This window comes from Lactococcus sp. SK2-659 (assembly GCF_020218185.2).
GTDB classification, from domain to species: domain Bacteria; phylum Bacillota; class Bacilli; order Lactobacillales; family Streptococcaceae; genus Lactococcus; species Lactococcus lactis.
Window position 1 is genome coordinate 491,442 of sequence record NZ_JAIWQZ020000002.1, and the last position, 17,396, is coordinate 508,837.

Genomic DNA, 17,396 nt, shown 5'->3' on the forward strand with positions numbered 1-17,396 from the left:
TTAAAAAGGAGCTAAAATGTCAAAAGATATTAAATTTTCAAGTGATGCTAGAACAGCGATGATGCGTGGGATTGATATTCTTGCTGATACAGTAAAAACAACCCTTGGACCAAAAGGTCGCAATGTTGTTCTTGAAAAATCATATGGATCACCTTTAATTACAAACGATGGTGTAACGATTGCCAAAGAGATTGAACTTGAAGATCATTTTGAAAATATGGGAGCTAAACTTGTTTCAGAAGTTGCTTCAAAAACAAATGATATCGCAGGTGACGGTACAACAACAGCGACAGTTTTGACACAAGCTATTGTTCGTGAAGGTTTAAAAAATGTTACCGCAGGTGCAAATCCAGTTGGTATTCGCCGAGGAATTGAGCTTGCTGCTGAGACAGCTGTTGCGTCAATTAAAGAGATGGCAATTCCTGTCCACGATAAATCAGCAATTGCGCAAGTAGCTACCGTTTCATCACGTAGTGAAAAAGTGGGTGAGTATATTTCTGATGCAATGGAACGTGTAGGTTCTGACGGAGTTATCACCATTGAAGAATCAAAAGGGATGCAAACTGAACTCGATGTTGTTGAAGGAATGCAATTTGACCGTGGATATTTGAGTCAATATATGGTTTCTAATACAGAAAAAATGGTTGCTGAGTTAGATAATCCTTATATTCTTATTACCGACAAAAAAATCTCAAACATTCAAGAAATTTTACCTCTCCTTGAACAAATCTTGAAAACAAATCGTCCACTTCTTATTGTAGCTGATGATGTTGATGGAGAAGCATTGCCAACGCTTGTTCTTAATAAGATTAAAGGTGTCTTCAATGTTGTAGCTGTAAAAGCACCAGGATTTGGTGATCGTCGTAAAGCTCAATTGGAAGATTTGGCTATCTTGACAGGTGGTACAGTAATTACTGAAGAACTTGGTCTTGATCTTAAAGATGCTACTCTTGAAGCTTTAGGACAAGCAGCTAAAGCAACTGTGGATAAAGACCACACAACAATTGTTGAAGGTGCTGGTTCTGCTGATGCTATTTCTGATCGTGTAGCTATTATTAAAGCGCAAATTGAAAAAACAACTTCTGATTTTGACCGTGAAAAATTACAAGAACGTCTTGCAAAATTAGCTGGTGGTGTTGCAGTTGTTAAAGTTGGTGCTGCAACTGAAACAGAGCTCAAAGCAATGAAACTCTTGATTGAGGATGCACTTAATGCAACACGTGCAGCCGTTGAGGAAGGTATTGTTTCTGGTGGTGGTACAGCACTTGTTAATGCTATTGCTGCTTTGGATAAACTTTCAGAAGAAGGAGATATTCAAACAGGAATTAACATTGTTCGCCGTGCTCTTGAAGAACCAGTTCGTCAAATTGCTGCCAATGCAGGATATGAAGGTTCAGTTATCATTGATAAACTTCGTTCAGAAAAAGTAGGTACAGGATTCAATGCTGCAACTGGTCAATGGGTTAATATGATTGAAGAAGGAATTGTTGACCCTGCGAAAGTAACTCGTTCAGCTCTGCAAAACGCGGCTTCTGTTGCTGGTTTAATTTTGACTACTGAAGCAGTAGTTGCTAATAAGCCAGAACCAGCTGCTCCAGCTATGCCTCCAATGGACCCTAGCATGGGAATGGGTGGTATGATGTAATAAAAAAGAACCCTTAGGGTTCTTTTTTTATTTGCTGATGAGTAACTAAATATCGTAAAGTTGACTAGCATGTTCGTGACTAGTATCAAGGATCTTCAAGTCCTTTTTAGTATCGACATCATGTTGCTGTAAGTAACCATCCATAGTAAGATGAGCAAGTTCTTTGATATTATTATTTAAACTCAAGTGCCCTAGAAAAATTCGTTTTGTCTTATTGCCATGAATACTAAAAGCAGCCTCAGCGCCGTCCTCATTAGATAAGTGGCCTTGGTCACTTAGGATACGTTGCTTTGTCCGCCAAGGATAGGCTCCCATGCGGAGTATCTCAATGTCATGGTTTGATTCCATAAGATAAGCATCTGCATTTTCAATGGTTCCACGCATTCTATCGGATACATAACCTGTATCAGTTAGCATAACAAAACTTTTGTTATCTTTCATGAAACGATAAAACTGTGGTGCGATAGCATCGTGACTCACGCCGAAAGATTCAATATCAATATCACCAAAAGTCATTGTTTTTCCCATTTCAAACAGATGTTTTTGTTCAACAGGGATTTTTCCTAAAGCATTTTTACTATCTAGTTCAGACCAAGTATCTTCATTTGCGTAAAGGTCAATACCATATTTTCTTGCCAAAACACCAATCCCTTTGATATGGTCACTATGTTCATGGGTAATTAATAAAGCATCAATATCATGAATGTCACGGTCAATTTCTGATAGTAAACTTTCTATTTTTTTTCCAGATAGTCCGGCATCAACAAGAATTTTTTTCTTTGGAGTTTCTAAGTAAAAAGAATTTCCTGTTGAACCAGAGGCTAAAATGGAATATTTAAAGCCATTTTGTTCAGTCATACAGTCTATTGTAGCAGAAAAATAGTGGGATTGCCATGAGCTTTTATATTTTATTTGAAAATAAATTTATCAGGAAATTCATTAGCTTAAGAGAGTTTTTTGTGGTAAAAGTCTAGGTTTATTCATAAAAAAGAGTCCACAAATATGTATGGACTCTTTTTAGGGAAAATTATTCATTATCCTCAAATTCAAACTCATCAGTGCCATCATCCCAGTCATCTGCGGCTTCTAAAGAATATGGAAGAGTGAAACTAAAGGTAGTTCCTTTTCCTTCTCCTTCAGAACTTGCAAAAATTGTTCCGCCATGTATTTTAACAATATCATGGACAATAGAGAGGCCTAAACCTGTTCCCCCAACTTTTGAATTTCTTGAAGCATTATCAACTCGGTAGAAACGGTCAAAAATCTTAAGTAAATCAGATTTTGGAATTCCCATTCCTTGGTCACTGATGGAGATTAGAACATCACTTTCTCGTTTTTCAACGGAAATTGTAATAGTTCCACCTTTAGGTGAATACTTAATTGCATTTCCGATGATATTGTCAATGACTTGAGCAATTTTATCGGTATCAATTTCGACCCAGATGGGCTGTTCAGAGTATTTTCTGACTAGAGTGAAATTAGAAGAGATTAAATCGTTTGATTCGGTTTCTAAAATTTGGTCTAAACGGTTAATTTGATAGTCTAAGAAGGCAATTAAATTAATCATTTCTTTATTAAGAACGATTCGGTCTTGATCCATTCTTGATAAAGTCAAAAGGTCGGAAATCATTCGAATCATCCGATTAGTTTCAGTAAGTGAAACATTAATAAAGGATGAAGCTGTTTCTTTATCCTCAATAGCTCCGTCTTCTAGTGCTTCCAAGTAGGCTTTTACTGAGGTGAGCGGAGTTCGGAGTTCATGAGAAACATTGGAAACAAAGAGACGGCGCTCTCGTTCGGCCTTATCTTGTTCAGTCATATCATGTAAAACGGCAATAATTCCTGAGATGAAACCAGATTCACGACGAAAGAGGGCAAATTTAATGTGGAGCGAAATGGATTCATTCCCAGCATCCTGTGTCTCAATAGTTATTTCAGGTTCTTTTTCTAATAAATCATAAAAATTATATTGGTCAGAAATTTTTAAGACTTCAACAATATTTTTTTGCATCAAGAGATCATTATCTGTATTCAAATAGTGCAAAGCTGATTTATTGGCCATAATAATATTTCCGCGCCGGTCGGTGGCAATGACGCCATCAACCATATATGCGAGGATACTATCTAATTGATTACGCTGATTTTCAAGATTGTTCTGTGTGCGAACAATATCTTCACCAAGTTTTAAAATTTCATCGTATAATTCATTGATTTCACTCGTCCCTTTTGGGATTTTATCACGATTTAAATAGCCATTTTTTATGTCATTCATCTGTTTAGAAACATTCACAATCATGCGATGTTGCTGATTGAGAAAGACTAAAACAAAGACGAGTGAAAATAAGTAATAACCAATAAAAGTACTTAAATGAGCAAAATTGTAATCAAAACTGCTCATAAAAAGGATGACAAAAAGAAGTAGGTGTGCAACTACTCCTTTAAAAATCATTGAATTAAAAAATCTAATCATGTGGGTTGCTCATGTAGTAGCCAACCCCGCGGCGTGTTGAAACGTATTGTGGACGGCTTGGTGTATCTTCAACTTTTTCACGTAAACGACGAACAGTAACGTCAACTGTACGAACATCTCCAAAGTAGTCATAACCCCAAACGGTTTCCAAAAGGTTTTCACGAGTGATTACTTCGCCAAGGTGTTGAGCAAGGTAGTAAAGCAATTCAAACTCACGGTGTGTAAGGTCGAGTTGTTTATCATTTTTATAAGCCGCATAGTGTGCTGGATTGATACGGAGGTTTCCGATAATCAATTCTTTTTTGACATTGTCAGTAGATTCAGCAGGCGCGACATTGATACGACGCAAGTTTGCTTTAATACGAGCTAAAAGTTCACGGTTTGAAAATGGTTTTGTGACATAATCGTCAGCACCAAGTTCAAGACCAATTACTTTGTCAAATTCACTATCTTTAGCTGACACCATAATAATTGGAGTGTCAGAAGTTTTACGGATTTCACGTGCAACATCAAGACCATCAAGTTTAGGTAACATCAAATCAAGTAAAATAAGGTCAGGTTGTACTTCTTTAAATGCTTCAAGAGCTTCTTCACCATCAAAAGCTGTAAAGACTTCAAAACCTTCTTTGGTTAAATTAAATTTTACGATATCTGAGATTGGTTTTTCATCATCAACAACAAGAATTTTTTTCATAGTTGTCCTTTCAAGTGGAAAATTTTTTATTGAATGTTACTCGTATTTATTTGAATTAACAAATCAAGTAAGCTGTTTCAGTTATATTATACAATTTTTAGTAAAATTACGCAAAAAGAGACCCTATTATTTTTAGAAAAAAGATAAAATATTTGTTTTTTTGGTATAATAGAGGCTATGAATGGAATTCTAATTTCCCTTGAGGGACCTGATGGAGCAGGAAAAACAACGGTTTTAAAAGAAATTTTACCTGAAATCCAAAAAATGAAGCGTGAAATTGTCCCAACTCGTGAACCAGGTGGTGTTCGAGTAGCGGAAGAAATTCGCCAAATTATTCTTGATCCAAAGAATACAGAGATTGATTCTAAAACTGAGTTAATGCTTTTTGCGGCGGCGCGCCGTTTACATATGCAAGAAAAAATGTTGCCAGCTTTACAAGCAGGTAAGGTTGTCATTGTTGACCGATTTATTGATTCATCTGTCGCCTATCAGGGGTATGGCCGTGATTTGGGTGTCGAAGTTGTTGATTGGCTTAACTATTTTGCAACAGATGGGTTGAAGCCTGATTTGACGCTTTATTTTGATGTTGATACGGATGTTGCCCTTGAGCGAATTATGAAAAATCGAGCTGATGAGGTAAATCGTTTAGATTTGGAAAGAGCTGAGATGCATCGTAAAGTTCGTGAAGGTTATTTGGAGATTGTTGCAAAAGAACCTGAGCGTTTTGTAAAAATAGATGCAAGTCAACCTTTAGAAAAAGTGGTAGCTGATACACTTTCCGTCCTCAAAAAAAGATTTGTCAGTGAATTTTAAAGACAATTTAATCTGTCAGCAAAATTAAGAATGCTAAAAAATACTTACATTTTTCAAAAAATGAGGATGTTAAATAGTTTTTTTAATTTTGTTATTTAGACTAGATTTGGTAAATATTTAGAAAGGTTTCTTGTGGAAATAAAAGATATTCAGCCTCAACTTTATAAGCAGTTCTCAACGATTTTGCAACATGGAAAATTAAGTCATGCTTATTTATTTTCAGGTGGATTTGGTTCTTTTGAATTAGCAATCTGGCTGAGTCAAGCCTTATTTTGTGAGAATCCTGAAAATTCTTTGCCTTGTGGACATTGTCGTTCTTGTCGTCTTGTTGCACAACAAGAATTTACCGACTTACATATCGTTGAACCTGATGGACAAACGATTAAAACAGCACAAATTCGGGAGCTGACACAGGTTTTCAATGAATCTGGTTATGAGGGAAATCAACAGGTGCTTTTAATTAAGGAAGCTGAAAAAATGCATCCTAATGCAGCAAATGCTCTATTGAAATCAATTGAAGAACCAGAAACAGAAATTGTTGTTTTTTTACTGACAGACAATGAAAATATGATTTTACAAACAATAAAATCACGGACACAAATTATTAATTTTCCAAAAAATGTTCGATACTTACAAGATTTTTTGGAAAAGAATGGTATTTTAAAAACACAAGCAGAACTTCTTGCGGAAATCTGTAATTCGACTGACAAAGCATTAGAATTAGCTCAGCAGAGCTGGTTTAACGAAGGACTTCAAAGACTTCAACAATTTGTAAAACTTCTAAAAACATCTGCTGACGAGGCATTCTTGTATTTGAAAGAATTAGTCGAAATTTTTGATGACAAAGAAAAACAAAATCAAGCGTTTGAACTTTTATTACAACTTTTTAATCAAGAAAGAATGAGTCAGGAACTTTTAAAAACATTTCAGGCAATAAAAATGTGGAAAAGCAATGTCCGATTTGAGTCAAGTTTAACTTTTATTGTTTTATGAAACTTGTCAAACTTATCCTTTGATTGAAAAATCTTATATCAGGAGAATATTATGATTTATGAAATAAAATTTGCACATGGCGAATCAAATGTATTTGCAATAAGTGATATAGAACTTGCTCCACAAACAGAAGTTATCCTTCGATCAGATAAGGGAAACTTTTACGGAAAAATTGTACGTGAAATTTCTGAAGAAGCGAATCTTGAAATTCACCACACGATTGTGCGTGAAGTAAATGAGGATGATCTCCAAGTTATAGCAAAACTTGAAGAACGTTCTAAACAAGCCAAAGATAAAGTTCGCCACCTTGTCATTGAACAAGGTTTAGAAATGAAAATTATTGATGTTGCTTATAATTTTGACCAAATGCAACTTTTTATTTCGTTTACGGCAGAGAATCGTGTTGATTTTCGATTACTTTTGCGTGAGTTGGCAACAACTTTTAGAATTAGGATTGAACTTCGCCAAATTGGGCCAAGAGATGCGGCGAAAATTCATGGTGGACTTGGACCTTGTGGGCGTCCTTTGTGCTGTTCTGAGTTTGTTTATGAATTTCCAAATGTTTCAATCAAAATGGCCAAAAATCAAAATCTATCTTTGAAACAAAATAAATTAAACGGTCTTTGCGGTCGTTTGATGTGCTGTTTAACTTATGAAGATAGTTTTTATAAAGAAGCCCAACAACTTTTCCCAGATTTTGGTGAGTTTGTAACTACTTCAGAAGGAAAAGGAAAAGTTGTTGGCTTAAATGTTTTAAAAAATAGAGTGAAAATCCGCTTTGGAGAATATAGCAAGGATTTTGAACTTGCAGAAATTGAGGTGAATCATGGCTGATAAATATGATGTTTTCGACCAACTGGGCGAACTTGAAAATACATTAAATACCACATTAGCGCAAATTTCAGGAATTCGCCAAGTGCTTGAATCATCAATGACTGAAAATGCAACCTTACGCATGGAATTAGAAAAATTGCGTGACCGTTTGGCAGAATTTGAGAAAAAAGAAGTTAAAAAAGAAACGCCTAAAGACCAGCCAAATCCTAACTTGATTCAAATTTTTAATGAAGGTTTTCATGTTTGTCATCTGCATTATGCAGAACGATTGGCTGAAGGGGAATCTTGTTTAGATTGTTTGGAGCTTTTGTATCGCTGATGGAAAATAAATTTAGTATTCAACGGTCATTTAAAGGCCTAAAAACTGCTGGAAGTCTTTATTTGGTTCCAACACCAATTGGCAATATGCAAGATATGACTCTACGTTCTCTTGAAACTTTGAAAACTGTAGATTTGATTTGTTCAGAAGATACGCGAAATACTTTGCGCCTTTTAAATCATTTTGAAATTAAAGTTCCGCAAGAGTCGTTTCATGAACATAATTCCCAAGAAAAAATTCCTAAATTAATTGATTTTTTGAAAAAAGGACAATCTATTGCACAGGTTTCTGATGCTGGAATGCCTTCGATTTCTGACCCAGGCCATGATTTAGTTTTAGCTGCAATTGATGAAGGAATTGATGTTATCGCTCTTCCTGGCGCCTCAGCAGGAATTACTGCCTTGATTGCCTCAGGATTAGTTCCTCAACCTCATATTTTTTATGGCTTCCTTCCTAGAAAAAAAGGGGAGCAACAAAAGTTCTTGAAAAGTAAGCTTTCTTATCCAGAAACACAAATTTTCTATGAAAGTCCTTTTAGAGTTGGGGATACTTTGGCTAACATGCAGGAAATTTATGGAGATAGAGAAGTTGTTTTAGTTCGCGAATTAACGAAGATTTATGAAGAATATCGTCGTGGTAAGATTTCAGAGGTTTTAGAATCTTTAACGGACCAACCAATAAAAGGGGAATGTCTAATTATTGTTTCAGGAGCGGATGAAGTGGCTCAAGAAGTTCAAGAGCCAGAATTGACAGCGCTCGAAGCAGTTAAAGTTTTAGTTGAACAAAGTGTAAAACCCAATGTTGCCATTAAACAAATTGCTAAAGAACGAGGTCTAAATCGTCAAGAATTATATGCAGAATTTCATGACTTATAAGCAAAAAGTTACTGACAGGCAGTCTGTCAGTAACTTTTTTATATTTTTGATTGATTAAAATTTCTGTCAGTAAAATTTAACAGTGTCCGTCAACATTTTCGTTAATCCATTTTTGATTTTCCTCATCAAAAATTCTTAAAGAATGTTGTGAACGTACAAAATCAATGATTTCTTTACGATTTAGCTTTGTTTTACTGACAGCCGAGCCAACAGTAACAATTTCCATTTTTTCGATGAGTGATTGAAGAATTTCGTATTGATTTTCCATAAGTTATCCTTAGTGCAAATTGATAGATTCATTATAACAAAAAAAGATGGTCATCAACCATCTTAAAAAGAGTAAATCCAAGTATTTTTAGCGCCATTTTTTAGAAGACGTTGACTGATACGAATAGCATCTTTTTCATTTTCAGCAAGAGCAACCATGACACCACCTAGCCCTGAACCAGTTAATTTAGCACCAAGTGCACCATTTTTACGAGCGGTTTCGACTAAATTATCTAGACGTGGATGAGAAACTCCCAAATCAGATAATCTTTCGTGAGCTTTATTCATGACATGACCAAATTCTTTGAGTTTGTCTGTCATCAAAAAATCTTTTGAATCGGTCGCTAATTGACCTAAATGATTAATTGAATCTTGTGTTTTTTCTTTTTCTTCAACAAGTTTTTCGCGAACAATATTGATGGCTTGACTCGTAAAGCCGTGAACACCAGTATCGCCAATCACGATAAAACCATGAAGATTGAGTTCAAAGGGTTCAATTGTGCTGTCTTTAATAAACCACAAAGGGTGTTCAGAATTTACAGTTGCCACATCAATTCCAGAAGATTTTCCGTGAGTAATATTTTCTGAAAAGTTGGCATAAAAGAGTAAATCTTTTTGCGGAAGTTCAGCATCAAAGAAATCATAAAAAGCTCTGATAATGGCAGTTGCCAATGAAGCAGAAGCTCCCAAGCCACGTCCTTGAGGAATATTTGAATCAATTTCTAAAGAGAATGGCATTTTTGATGAATGAAATTTAGAGAGTAAGCGCATAATGAGTTGACGAATTCCTTCAAATTCATCTCCCATTAAATCAAGTCTTCTACGAAATTCGTTATTTTCAATGTATTGGCCATATTTTGATGAGGTAATTGTCACTGTAGTTTTAAGAATTGTTACAGGTAAGGCAATTGCTGGCTGACCATATACAACGGAATGTTCTCCAATTAAGATTAGTTTGGAATGGGCAATTCCCGTCCCCATTTTATTGATAGTCATTATTAACAATTCTCCTGCTAGATTAGTTTCTCATTTTGAAAATGTGAACTGCAAATTAGCATATTTTGGTTAAATTAAAGTCTTATCGAAGGAAAAATTCGATAAACTTTTTCCAATATCATAATTATGAATACAAAAACGTACCTGACAATTTTATAAAATTTCCTCTTGAAAATCAAGTTTTTGTTTCTCTTTTGGCTGTAAATTCATCATTTAGTCTGAAAAAATGTATTTTTTAGTGTAAAAAATAACTTATTGAAATGATAGGAGAGAAGAAAGAATCAAATTTTTGATATAATAGTTTCATGAAAAATATTGTTACTGCAAGGGCGCATACAAATATCGCCTTGATTAAATATTGGGGAAAAGCGGATATCGCTCTAAATATTCCAACAACCTCTTCTTTGTCAATGACTCTGGAGCCATTTTATACAACAACCTCTGTTGAATTTACTGACAATGAGTCTGATTCCTTGATTTTGAATTCTGAAGTGGCAGATAGCAGCCGTGTCAGTCAATTTTTGGAAATGATGCGTGGACAATATGGAAATTTCCCTAAAGTAATGATTCAATCAGAAAATCATGTGCCAACAGCTGCTGGTTTGGCCTCAAGTGCTTCAAGTTTTGCTGCTCTGACAGCTGCTATGTTTGGACTTTTAGATTTAGAAAAAGATGATTCAGAAATGTCACGAATAGCCAGACGCGGTTCAGGGTCAGCTTCTCGGTCAATTTTTGGAAATTTTTCAGTTTGGAATAAAGGAGAAGATCATCAATCTTCCTTTGCGGAATCTTTTTACAACGAAGATATTGGTCTTTCAATGATTGTTGCTGAAATCTCTGCTGAAAAGAAAAAAATGTCGTCAACTAAGGGCATGCAATTGGCACAAACTGCACCAACTTACAGTGCTTGGGTTGAAAAATCAGCCATTCAACTGGAAGAAATGAAGCGGGCCATTTTAAATGCTGATATTGAAAAAGTTGGTCTAATTGCTCAGGATAATGCATTAGGTATGCATGAACAAAATCGTCTCTCTAACCAACCTTTTGATTATTTCACGCATGAAACAAGACGAGTGATTGACTTTGTGAATCAGGCCTACCAATCAGGATTGCTTGCTTTTGTGACTATCGATGCCGGCCCAAACGTCAAAATTATTACTGACCACGCGACTGAAAAAATTCTCTTAGCTAAATTACAAGCGGAATTTCCAGGATTAACATTTGATATCGCACGTGCTGGGGGTGCTTATGAATATCTCTGAGAAGAAAATGACAATCAAAGTGCCAGGAAAACTTTTTTTTGCGGGGGAATATTCGGTCACAAAAGAAGGAAATCTCGCCCTTATCACAACAATTGAAACAAATTTTGAAGTAAGAATTTCAGCTACTACAGGGAAATCAATTTTTAAAACAAATGTTGGATTGTCTGATTTTGAATTTTCTTTGTCTAAAATTGAATTTACTAAAGAAAATCCGTGGAATTTTGCACTGACAGCTTTAAAAAATACTTTGTCAGCTGCTGACAGCATTGAAAAAAATTCTGTCAGTAAAATTTTATCTTCATCTCCAGAAATATCTCTTGAGATTGTCAGTGATTTAGGCTTTGGTGAAAATAAAAAAGGCTACGGCTCAAGTGCTTCAGTCGTTTGCGGTCTAGTTAATGCAGTCAATCAGTTTTTTGATTTGCAGTTGTCACTTGAAAAACGTTTTGAAATTGCCGCAAAAACACATTTTGAAGTTCAAGGTTCAGGTTCAATGGGCGATATTGCTGCTATTATGTATGGTGGTTCTGTTTTTTATCAAAATCATAAGCGAGTCATACCTCTCGAAATTCCTTGGGCAACTTTTGTCGTTCAAACAGGAAAAGCGGCAAAAACGAGTGAAAAAATAAAAATAAAGCTTTCTGATGAATTTTATCAAGCTTCAAATGAGCTGGTCATTGAATTGGCAACGGCGATTGATATTCAAGATTTTGCTTTATTCAAAGAAAAGTTATCAGAAAATCAACTTTTGCTTTTGGAGAATATTCCAGAAGGTTATATGACTAAAGAATTAGCTATTGCTTTAAACTTACTCAATAGCTATCCTGAATTTGCTGCTAAAATCTCTGGGGCTGGTTTTGGGGAGAATATTATTTTATTTGCTCAAAATACCCAAGCTATTGCTGAAGTCCAAAATAAATTATCGGAATATGGAATCAATCTTGAAAAATTTAAGGTTGCTCAAAAAAATAACTGAGATAAGTCTGCTAAAAAAGCAGAGTTAGATTTTAATGAATTGAGAAATAACTGATGAAAACTGAAAAAGAAATCCATCAACATCGCAAAGATGAACACTTATCGTTAGCTTATAAATATTGGCGTGAAGAAAAAAATCAGACCTTGGGCCTGACTTTTTCTGATAGTCGAATCATTCCTAATAGTTTGCCAGAATTATCTACTGAAAAAATCAACTTTTCATCAGAAGTATTTGGACAGAATTTTGAATTTCCCTTTTATATTGAAGCTATGACTGGTGGAACAGAGCGAGCAGATAAAATCAATGCTCAATTAGCAGAAATTGCGAAAAATCAACATTTAGCTATGGCGGTCGGCTCTCAATCGATTGCTTTGAAATTTCCAGAATTAGCTGCTGGTTTCAGTGAAGTTCGTAAAATTCACTCTTCTGGTTTTCTTTTTGCCAATATCGGCGCAGGTCATTCTCTAGAAAATGCCAAGCGAGCGGTGGATATGATTGAGGCAAATGCTTTAGAAATCCATGTCAATACAGCGCAAGAATTGCCAATGGATGAAGGAGACCGTGAATTTTATTGGTTAGAAAATATTAATGAAATTGCAAGTCAATTAGAAGTTCCAGTCATTGTCAAAGAGGTCGGTTTTGGAATTTCACAAAAAACCTTTAAAGCACTCGCAAAAACAGCTGTCTCAGGAATAAATATTGGGGGAGCTGGCGGAACTAATTTTGCTTGGATTGAACGTAAACGGAGTAAAAATGGTTTTAACTTGGATGAATTTGGTTTGTCAACGCTTGAGAGTCTTTTAGAAGCTAAAATGGCTGATAATAGAAAAAGTTTGATTGCAACAGGTGGAATTACTTCGGCTCAAGAGATTTTTAAATCTTTAATTTTAGGGGCTGATTTGTCAAGTTCTGCTGGTTTTATCTTGAAAAATCTTATGCAAACAGGGCCTGAAAAAGTAGAAGAAATTATTGAACAATGGAAACAAGATTTAAAAAAATTATTTGTTTTAACTGGTTCAAAAAATATTGAAGAATGTCGAAAGGTTGAGCTCCTTTACTCGACTAATATGCTTAATTTTATCCAACAAAGAAAATAATAAATTATAAATCAAATCATTTGGCAATGGTTTCAAAAACGACTATAATGAGAATAGAATTAAAAAAATAAACTAACTGAATTCATTCTCAATCTAGTCAAAATACCAAAGTATTAAGACTTCAAAATGGGTTCACATCTTAAAAGGAGAAATTACTATGGCATTTACATTACCTGAACTTCCATACGCGCCAAATGCGCTTGAACCTTTCTTTGATGAAGCAACAATGCGTTTGCATCATGGAAAACATCATCAAACTTATGTGAATAATCTTAATGCAGCAATTGAAAAGCATAATGAACTTGATGACCTTAGCCTTGAAGAATTATTGACAGATTTGTCAGCAATTCCAGAAGACATTCGTACAGCTGTTCGTAACAATGGTGGTGGTCATTTGAACCATAGTCAATTCTGGCTTTGGCTTCGTCCAAACACTGACGGTTCTGAAAACCATGCTGACGGCGAAATTGGGGATGCAATTGCGAAAGAATTTGGTAGTTTTGAAACTTTCAAAACAGAATTTAAAGCTGCAGCCACAGGTCGTTTTGGTTCAGGATGGGCTTGGTTAGTTGTTGATGAAGCTGGAAAATTGAAAGTTGTATCAACTGCAAATCAAGATAATCCAATTTCTGAAGGTTTGACACCAGTTTTAGGACTTGATGTTTGGGAACATGCTTACTATCTTAAATATCACAATGTACGTCCTGATTACATTGAAGCATTCTTTAATCTTGTAAACTGGGATAAAGTTAACGAACTTTATGCTAAAGCAAAATAAAATGATGAATGAGGCTCTCCTTTAAAGGAGAGCCTTTTTTTTATTTTAGAGAAATCTTTTTCAATGTTAGACTATTCTTTTGGAAATTTATCTTATTTTTACAAAAAGATGTTTTAAGGAGATTTTTTTAAACATAAATGTTTATATTTTTGATTAAATAGTGCTAAAATATTATTGTAATCGGTTACATTTTTGTTTTTAAAAAATATGGAAGGTTAAATGCATTAATAAGTGCATAGGAATAGAGGATTATGAAAGATATTGGAAACTCTTCAAACTTTACCGAAGAAGAAGAGCTATTTTTGTTGCGGAATAAACAAGGAAAAATTGTCGGAATTAAAGATTTAAAGCAGGCAAATTTTCAAGAAACAATGAAAGACTGGAAAAAACATTTACCAAAACCCAGTCTTCTATCAATTATCATTTGGGTGGCGGTCGCTTTACTAGGCGGTCTTGCTTGGTCGTTGATTGCTCTGGCTCAAGGAGAGACGATTAATGCGATTTGGTTTGTTATTGCAGCAGTATGTTCTTATTTGATTGGCTATCGTTTTTATGCTTTATATATTCAACGTAAGATTATGCGTCCAAATGATTTACGGGCAACCCCTTCTGAAAGCCATAATGACGGAAAAGAATTCGACCCAACCAATCGAGTTGTTTTATTCGGTCACCATTTTGCTTCAATTGCTGGAGCTGGGCCTTTGGTTGGACCAGTTTTAGCGGCACAAATGGGTTACTTACCAGGGACAATTTGGATTATTTTCGGAGTTATTTTTGCCGGAGGGGTACAAGATATGCTTGTTCTCTGGTATTCTCATCGTCGTCGAGCAAAATCTATTGGGGCAATGGCTCATGATGAAGTTGGCAGATTTGCTGGTGGCTTGACTTCATTTATTGTATTTATCATGACAATGATTGTTCTTGCTGTTCTAGCTTTGATTTGTGTGACGGCGATGGCAAATTCTGCTTGGGCAGTCTTTTCGATTGGGATGACCATTCCAATTGCCTTATTAATGGGAATTTATTTGAAATATATTCGCCCAGGGCACGTGAATGAAATTTCAGCGATTGGTTTTATTCTCCTTTTAGTTGCTATTTTCGGTGGCCGTTGGGTTTCAGAATCTTCATTTGCGCATATTTTTATGCTTTCACCAACTGCTTTAGTTTGGTGGGTCATGGGCTATACTTTTATTGCAGCCATTATCCCCGCTTGGATTTTACTTACGCCACGTGATTACTTATCCATGTTTATGAAAATTGGTACAATTGCTATTTTAGCAATAGCTGTGGTTGGTGTGCGTCCAGATGTTACGATTCCAGCTCTGACTAATTTTGCACATAATACAGATGGTCCTGCTTTTGCTGGTTCCCTCTTTCCCTTCTTATTTGTTACGATTGCCTGTGGAGCCTTGTCTGGTTTCCATGTAATGATGTCTTCTGGAACAACGCCTCATTTGATTGCAAAAGAGTCACAAACGCGAATGATTGGTTATGGTGGGATGCTCTTTGAATCATTTGTTGCTATTATGGCTTTAGTCGCTGCGATTTCTCTTAATCCTGGAATTTATTATTCTATGAATACCCCTCAAGCTAGCATTCAAAAACTCGCAGCTTCAAGTTATCAAGCAGATAAAAGTGCTGAATATAATGCTGCCAAAGCAATTCCAAATGTAGCCATGATGCCTGATGGTTCAAAACTCAGTATTGACTGGGAAGGAACGACTGGTGAAAAAGCACTTGAGCAAGTGGCAAAAGATGTAGGTGAACAATCAATCGTTTCACGGACTGGTGGTGCACCAACTTTAGCCGTTTCAATGTCAAATATTCTACATAAGGTTCCACTTATTGGTGGGACAAATATGATGGGATTCTGGTATCATTTTGCGATTATGTTTGAGGCGCTCTTTATCCTGTCAGCTGTTTCAGCGGCAACAAAATCGACTCGTTATTTACTTAATGATGCCTTGCGTGGCTTCAAAAAATTAGGTCGCTTAGGTGATGATGATTGGTTACCTAGTAAAATTATAACGACAGCAGTGATTGTTGGTGTTTGGGGTGCTTTGCTTTTGATGGGCGTTTCTGATCCGAATGGTGGAATAAAAATCATGTATCCGCTCTTTGGGATTTCTAATCAATTAATTGCGGCGGTAGCTCTGGCTATTGTTTGTGTCATGGTTATCCGTAAAGGTTATCTTAAATGGGTTTGGATTCCAGCACTTCCTTTAGTTTGGGATGTTTGTGTAACTTTTGCGGCCAGTTGGCAAAAAATCTTTTCAAATGATGTCAATATTGGTTACTTTGCTTCTTATTCAGCAGCAAAAGCCCAAGTGGCTTCTGGTAAATTATCTGGTCTAGCATTAACAAATGCGCAAGCAACCATGCGTAATACAATGATTCAAGGAAGTCTGTCAGTCATTTTCTTACTTTGTGTGGCTATATTATTAGTCATCTGTGCCTTTAAAGTTGCTAAAATTTTAAGAACAAATGAAGTTGGTGATAAATTTAGCTCAGAAGAAGTTTTTGAAGAATCAAATCTTTTTGAAACTTCAAGTTTCTGGCCTAGTAAGCTTGAACATAAGGTTTTAAAAAGTAAAGTTAATGAGTAATGGAAAATAAAAGTTACTGACAGAGTTTCTGTCAGTAACTTTTTTATTTATAATTTATTCTCATTTTATTCGAGGTTAGCTGTCAGTAACTTTTAGTAAAATTTTTTAAAAGCTTCGTCTAAATTTTCTTTTGCTAAATCAAGAATTTGATTTTCAGGTAAAATGGCGGTGCCTTCAGCACGAACAATTTCAAAATCTGAAAATCCCATGATTTCTGAAAAAATCATTTTGAGATATTGTGGTGCAAAATCTAGGTTTTGATAAAATTCATGGTCACTATAAATTGACCCACTAGCAAAAAGTAGCAGTGCTTTGTAATCATTAGTCATCAGTCCAGTTGATAATTTACCTTTGTCATCAGGGGAATCAAGGTATCTAAAAGTTTCACGAGCAATGAGAATATTGTCAATGTAATCTTTAAGACGAGATGTAATATTAAAATTATGCAATGGAGAAACAATGACCAAGCGATGATGTGCTTTAAATTGTGTCAGTAATTGCTCAGAAACTTGCGCTATTTTAAGTTCGTCGGCTGATAATTTTTCGTCAGCAATTTTTTTATTCCAAATCTTTAAAAGTTGATTTTGCTCGATTCTTGGTAAGTTGGTATCAAGGTCATAAAGATTAAAAATGGTCAATTCATTCTCAGAAAATTGACTTTTATACTTGGCCAAAAATAATTCTTGAAGTTGATTAGAAAAGTGATTTGGATTGTTAAAATCGGGGTGGGCATTAATTAATAAAGTTTTCAACGATAATTCCTCATTTCTT

The 17,396-nt window shown here is 35.3% G+C and carries 17 protein-coding genes; 11 read left to right on the plus strand and 6 right to left on the minus strand.

What is annotated here, in order from left to right; all coding sequences use genetic code 11:
- Positions 1 to 16: 16 nt before the first annotated feature.
- Positions 17 to 1,645, plus strand: a complete 1,629-nt coding sequence (gene groL / locus LDP15_RS09565; protein WP_015425845.1) for a chaperonin GroEL — start codon at positions 17 to 19, stop codon at positions 1,643 to 1,645.
- Positions 1,646 to 1,690: 45 nt separating this feature from the next.
- On the opposite strand, the gene LDP15_RS09570 is transcribed toward groL, so the two are convergent.
- From LDP15_RS09570 to yycF, 3 genes are all read right to left on the minus strand, one after another.
- The gene (locus tag LDP15_RS09570) at positions 1,691 to 2,503 is read right to left on the minus strand and encodes an MBL fold metallo-hydrolase (RefSeq protein WP_003131583.1); all 813 of its coding nucleotides are present in this window, start codon (positions 2,501 to 2,503) and stop codon (positions 1,691 to 1,693) included.
- 169 nt (positions 2,504 to 2,672) lie between these two features.
- Positions 2,673 to 4,115 carry a cell wall metabolism sensor histidine kinase WalK gene (locus LDP15_RS09575; RefSeq protein WP_225513391.1) on the minus strand — a complete coding sequence of 481 codons (1,443 nt, stop codon included), beginning with the start codon at positions 4,113 to 4,115 and terminating at the stop codon, positions 2,673 to 2,675.
- A complete protein-coding gene (yycF, locus tag LDP15_RS09580) occupies positions 4,108 to 4,809 on the minus strand; it encodes a response regulator YycF (protein WP_003131580.1) in 702 nt (233 codons plus the stop codon). The genes LDP15_RS09575 and yycF overlap by 8 nt, the downstream gene beginning before the upstream one ends.
- Before the next feature lie 177 nt (positions 4,810 to 4,986).
- Between yycF and tmk the strand changes: the two genes are divergently transcribed.
- The 5 genes from tmk to rsmI all read left to right on the plus strand — a co-directional run bounded on the left by tmk (position 4,987) and on the right by rsmI (position 8,643).
- Entirely contained in the window at positions 4,987 to 5,622 is a 636-nt protein-coding gene (gene tmk, locus LDP15_RS09585; RefSeq protein ID WP_015425847.1) for a dTMP kinase, read from the plus strand.
- Positions 5,623 to 5,754: 132 nt separating this feature from the next.
- Positions 5,755 to 6,615, plus strand: coding sequence for a DNA polymerase III subunit delta' (locus LDP15_RS09590; RefSeq protein WP_225513392.1), 861 nt, complete (start codon positions 5,755 to 5,757; stop codon positions 6,613 to 6,615).
- 51 nt (positions 6,616 to 6,666) lie between these two features.
- The gene (ricT, locus tag LDP15_RS09595) at positions 6,667 to 7,449 is read left to right on the plus strand and encodes a stage 0 sporulation family protein (protein WP_057719678.1); all 783 of its coding nucleotides are present in this window, start codon (positions 6,667 to 6,669) and stop codon (positions 7,447 to 7,449) included.
- Positions 7,442 to 7,768, plus strand: coding sequence for a DNA replication initiation control protein YabA (gene yabA, locus LDP15_RS09600; protein WP_015425850.1), 327 nt, complete (start codon positions 7,442 to 7,444; stop codon positions 7,766 to 7,768). The genes ricT and yabA overlap by 8 nt, the downstream gene beginning before the upstream one ends.
- Positions 7,768 to 8,643 carry a 16S rRNA (cytidine(1402)-2'-O)-methyltransferase gene (gene rsmI, locus LDP15_RS09605; protein WP_010905318.1) on the plus strand — a complete coding sequence of 292 codons (876 nt, stop codon included), beginning with the start codon at positions 7,768 to 7,770 and terminating at the stop codon, positions 8,641 to 8,643. The genes yabA and rsmI overlap by 1 nt, the downstream gene beginning before the upstream one ends.
- 76 nt (positions 8,644 to 8,719) lie before the next feature.
- Here the strand turns inward: rsmI and LDP15_RS09610 are convergent, their stop codons facing one another.
- The gene (locus tag LDP15_RS09610) at positions 8,720 to 8,911 is read right to left on the minus strand and encodes a hypothetical protein (protein WP_003131566.1); all 192 of its coding nucleotides are present in this window, start codon (positions 8,909 to 8,911) and stop codon (positions 8,720 to 8,722) included.
- A gap of 62 nt (positions 8,912 to 8,973) precedes the next feature.
- Positions 8,974 to 9,906 carry a mevalonate kinase gene (gene mvk / locus LDP15_RS09615; protein WP_003131564.1) on the minus strand — a complete coding sequence of 311 codons (933 nt, stop codon included), beginning with the start codon at positions 9,904 to 9,906 and terminating at the stop codon, positions 8,974 to 8,976.
- 305 nt (positions 9,907 to 10,211) lie between these two features.
- On the opposite strand from mvk, the gene mvaD reads away from it, so the two are divergent.
- The 5 genes from mvaD to LDP15_RS09640 all read left to right on the plus strand — a co-directional run bounded on the left by mvaD (position 10,212) and on the right by LDP15_RS09640 (position 16,625).
- Positions 10,212 to 11,168 (plus strand): diphosphomevalonate decarboxylase, encoded by a 957-nt coding sequence (gene mvaD, locus LDP15_RS09620; protein ID WP_015425852.1) that lies wholly within the window; start codon positions 10,212 to 10,214, stop codon positions 11,166 to 11,168.
- Entirely contained in the window at positions 11,155 to 12,144 is a 990-nt protein-coding gene (locus LDP15_RS09625; RefSeq protein ID WP_015425853.1) for a mevalonate kinase, read from the plus strand. The genes mvaD and LDP15_RS09625 overlap by 14 nt, the downstream gene beginning before the upstream one ends.
- 53 nt (positions 12,145 to 12,197) lie before the next feature.
- A complete protein-coding gene (fni, locus tag LDP15_RS09630) occupies positions 12,198 to 13,241 on the plus strand; it encodes a type 2 isopentenyl-diphosphate Delta-isomerase (protein ID WP_015425854.1) in 1,044 nt (347 codons plus the stop codon).
- Between the two features lie 157 nt (positions 13,242 to 13,398).
- A complete protein-coding gene (locus LDP15_RS09635; RefSeq protein WP_003131560.1) occupies positions 13,399 to 14,019 on the plus strand; it encodes a superoxide dismutase in 621 nt (206 codons plus the stop codon).
- Positions 14,020 to 14,270: 251 nt separating this feature from the next.
- The gene (locus LDP15_RS09640) at positions 14,271 to 16,625 is read left to right on the plus strand and encodes a carbon starvation CstA family protein (RefSeq protein ID WP_057719673.1); all 2,355 of its coding nucleotides are present in this window, start codon (positions 14,271 to 14,273) and stop codon (positions 16,623 to 16,625) included.
- Positions 16,626 to 16,717: 92 nt separating this feature from the next.
- Here LDP15_RS09640 and LDP15_RS09645 read toward each other — a convergent pair whose 3' ends face one another.
- Entirely contained in the window at positions 16,718 to 17,377 is a 660-nt protein-coding gene (locus LDP15_RS09645) for an FMN-dependent NADH-azoreductase (protein ID WP_042230077.1), read from the minus strand.
- Positions 17,378 to 17,396: the final 19 nt, after the last annotated feature.

Bases quoted from the DNA above. Each gene is read 5' to 3' on its own strand.
- yycF (WP_003131580.1), bottom strand. From the start codon at position 4,809: ATGAAAAAAATTCTTGTTGTTGATGATGAAAAACCAATCTCAGATATC.
- LDP15_RS09570 (WP_003131583.1), bottom strand. From the start codon at position 2,503: ATGACTGAACAAAATGGCTTTAAATATTCCATTTTAGCCTCTGGTTCA.
- LDP15_RS09635 (WP_003131560.1), top strand. From the start codon at position 13,399: ATGGCATTTACATTACCTGAACTTCCATACGCGCCAAATGCGCTTGAA.
- rsmI (WP_010905318.1), top strand. From the start codon at position 7,768: ATGGAAAATAAATTTAGTATTCAACGGTCATTTAAAGGCCTAAAAACT.
- fni (WP_015425854.1), top strand. From the start codon at position 12,198: ATGAAAACTGAAAAAGAAATCCATCAACATCGCAAAGATGAACACTTA.
- LDP15_RS09575 (WP_225513391.1), bottom strand. From the start codon at position 4,115: ATGATTAGATTTTTTAATTCAATGATTTTTAAAGGAGTAGTTGCACAC.
- mvaD (WP_015425852.1), top strand. From the start codon at position 10,212: ATGAAAAATATTGTTACTGCAAGGGCGCATACAAATATCGCCTTGATT.
- tmk (WP_015425847.1), top strand. From the start codon at position 4,987: ATGAATGGAATTCTAATTTCCCTTGAGGGACCTGATGGAGCAGGAAAA.
- yabA (WP_015425850.1), top strand. From the start codon at position 7,442: ATGGCTGATAAATATGATGTTTTCGACCAACTGGGCGAACTTGAAAAT.
- mvk (WP_003131564.1), bottom strand. From the start codon at position 9,906: ATGACTATCAATAAAATGGGGACGGGAATTGCCCATTCCAAACTAATC.
- groL (WP_015425845.1), top strand. From the start codon at position 17: ATGTCAAAAGATATTAAATTTTCAAGTGATGCTAGAACAGCGATGATG.
- LDP15_RS09610 (WP_003131566.1), bottom strand. From the start codon at position 8,911: ATGGAAAATCAATACGAAATTCTTCAATCACTCATCGAAAAAATGGAA.
- ricT (WP_057719678.1), top strand. From the start codon at position 6,667: ATGATTTATGAAATAAAATTTGCACATGGCGAATCAAATGTATTTGCA.
- LDP15_RS09625 (WP_015425853.1), top strand. From the start codon at position 11,155: ATGAATATCTCTGAGAAGAAAATGACAATCAAAGTGCCAGGAAAACTT.
- LDP15_RS09640 (WP_057719673.1), top strand. From the start codon at position 14,271: ATGAAAGATATTGGAAACTCTTCAAACTTTACCGAAGAAGAAGAGCTA.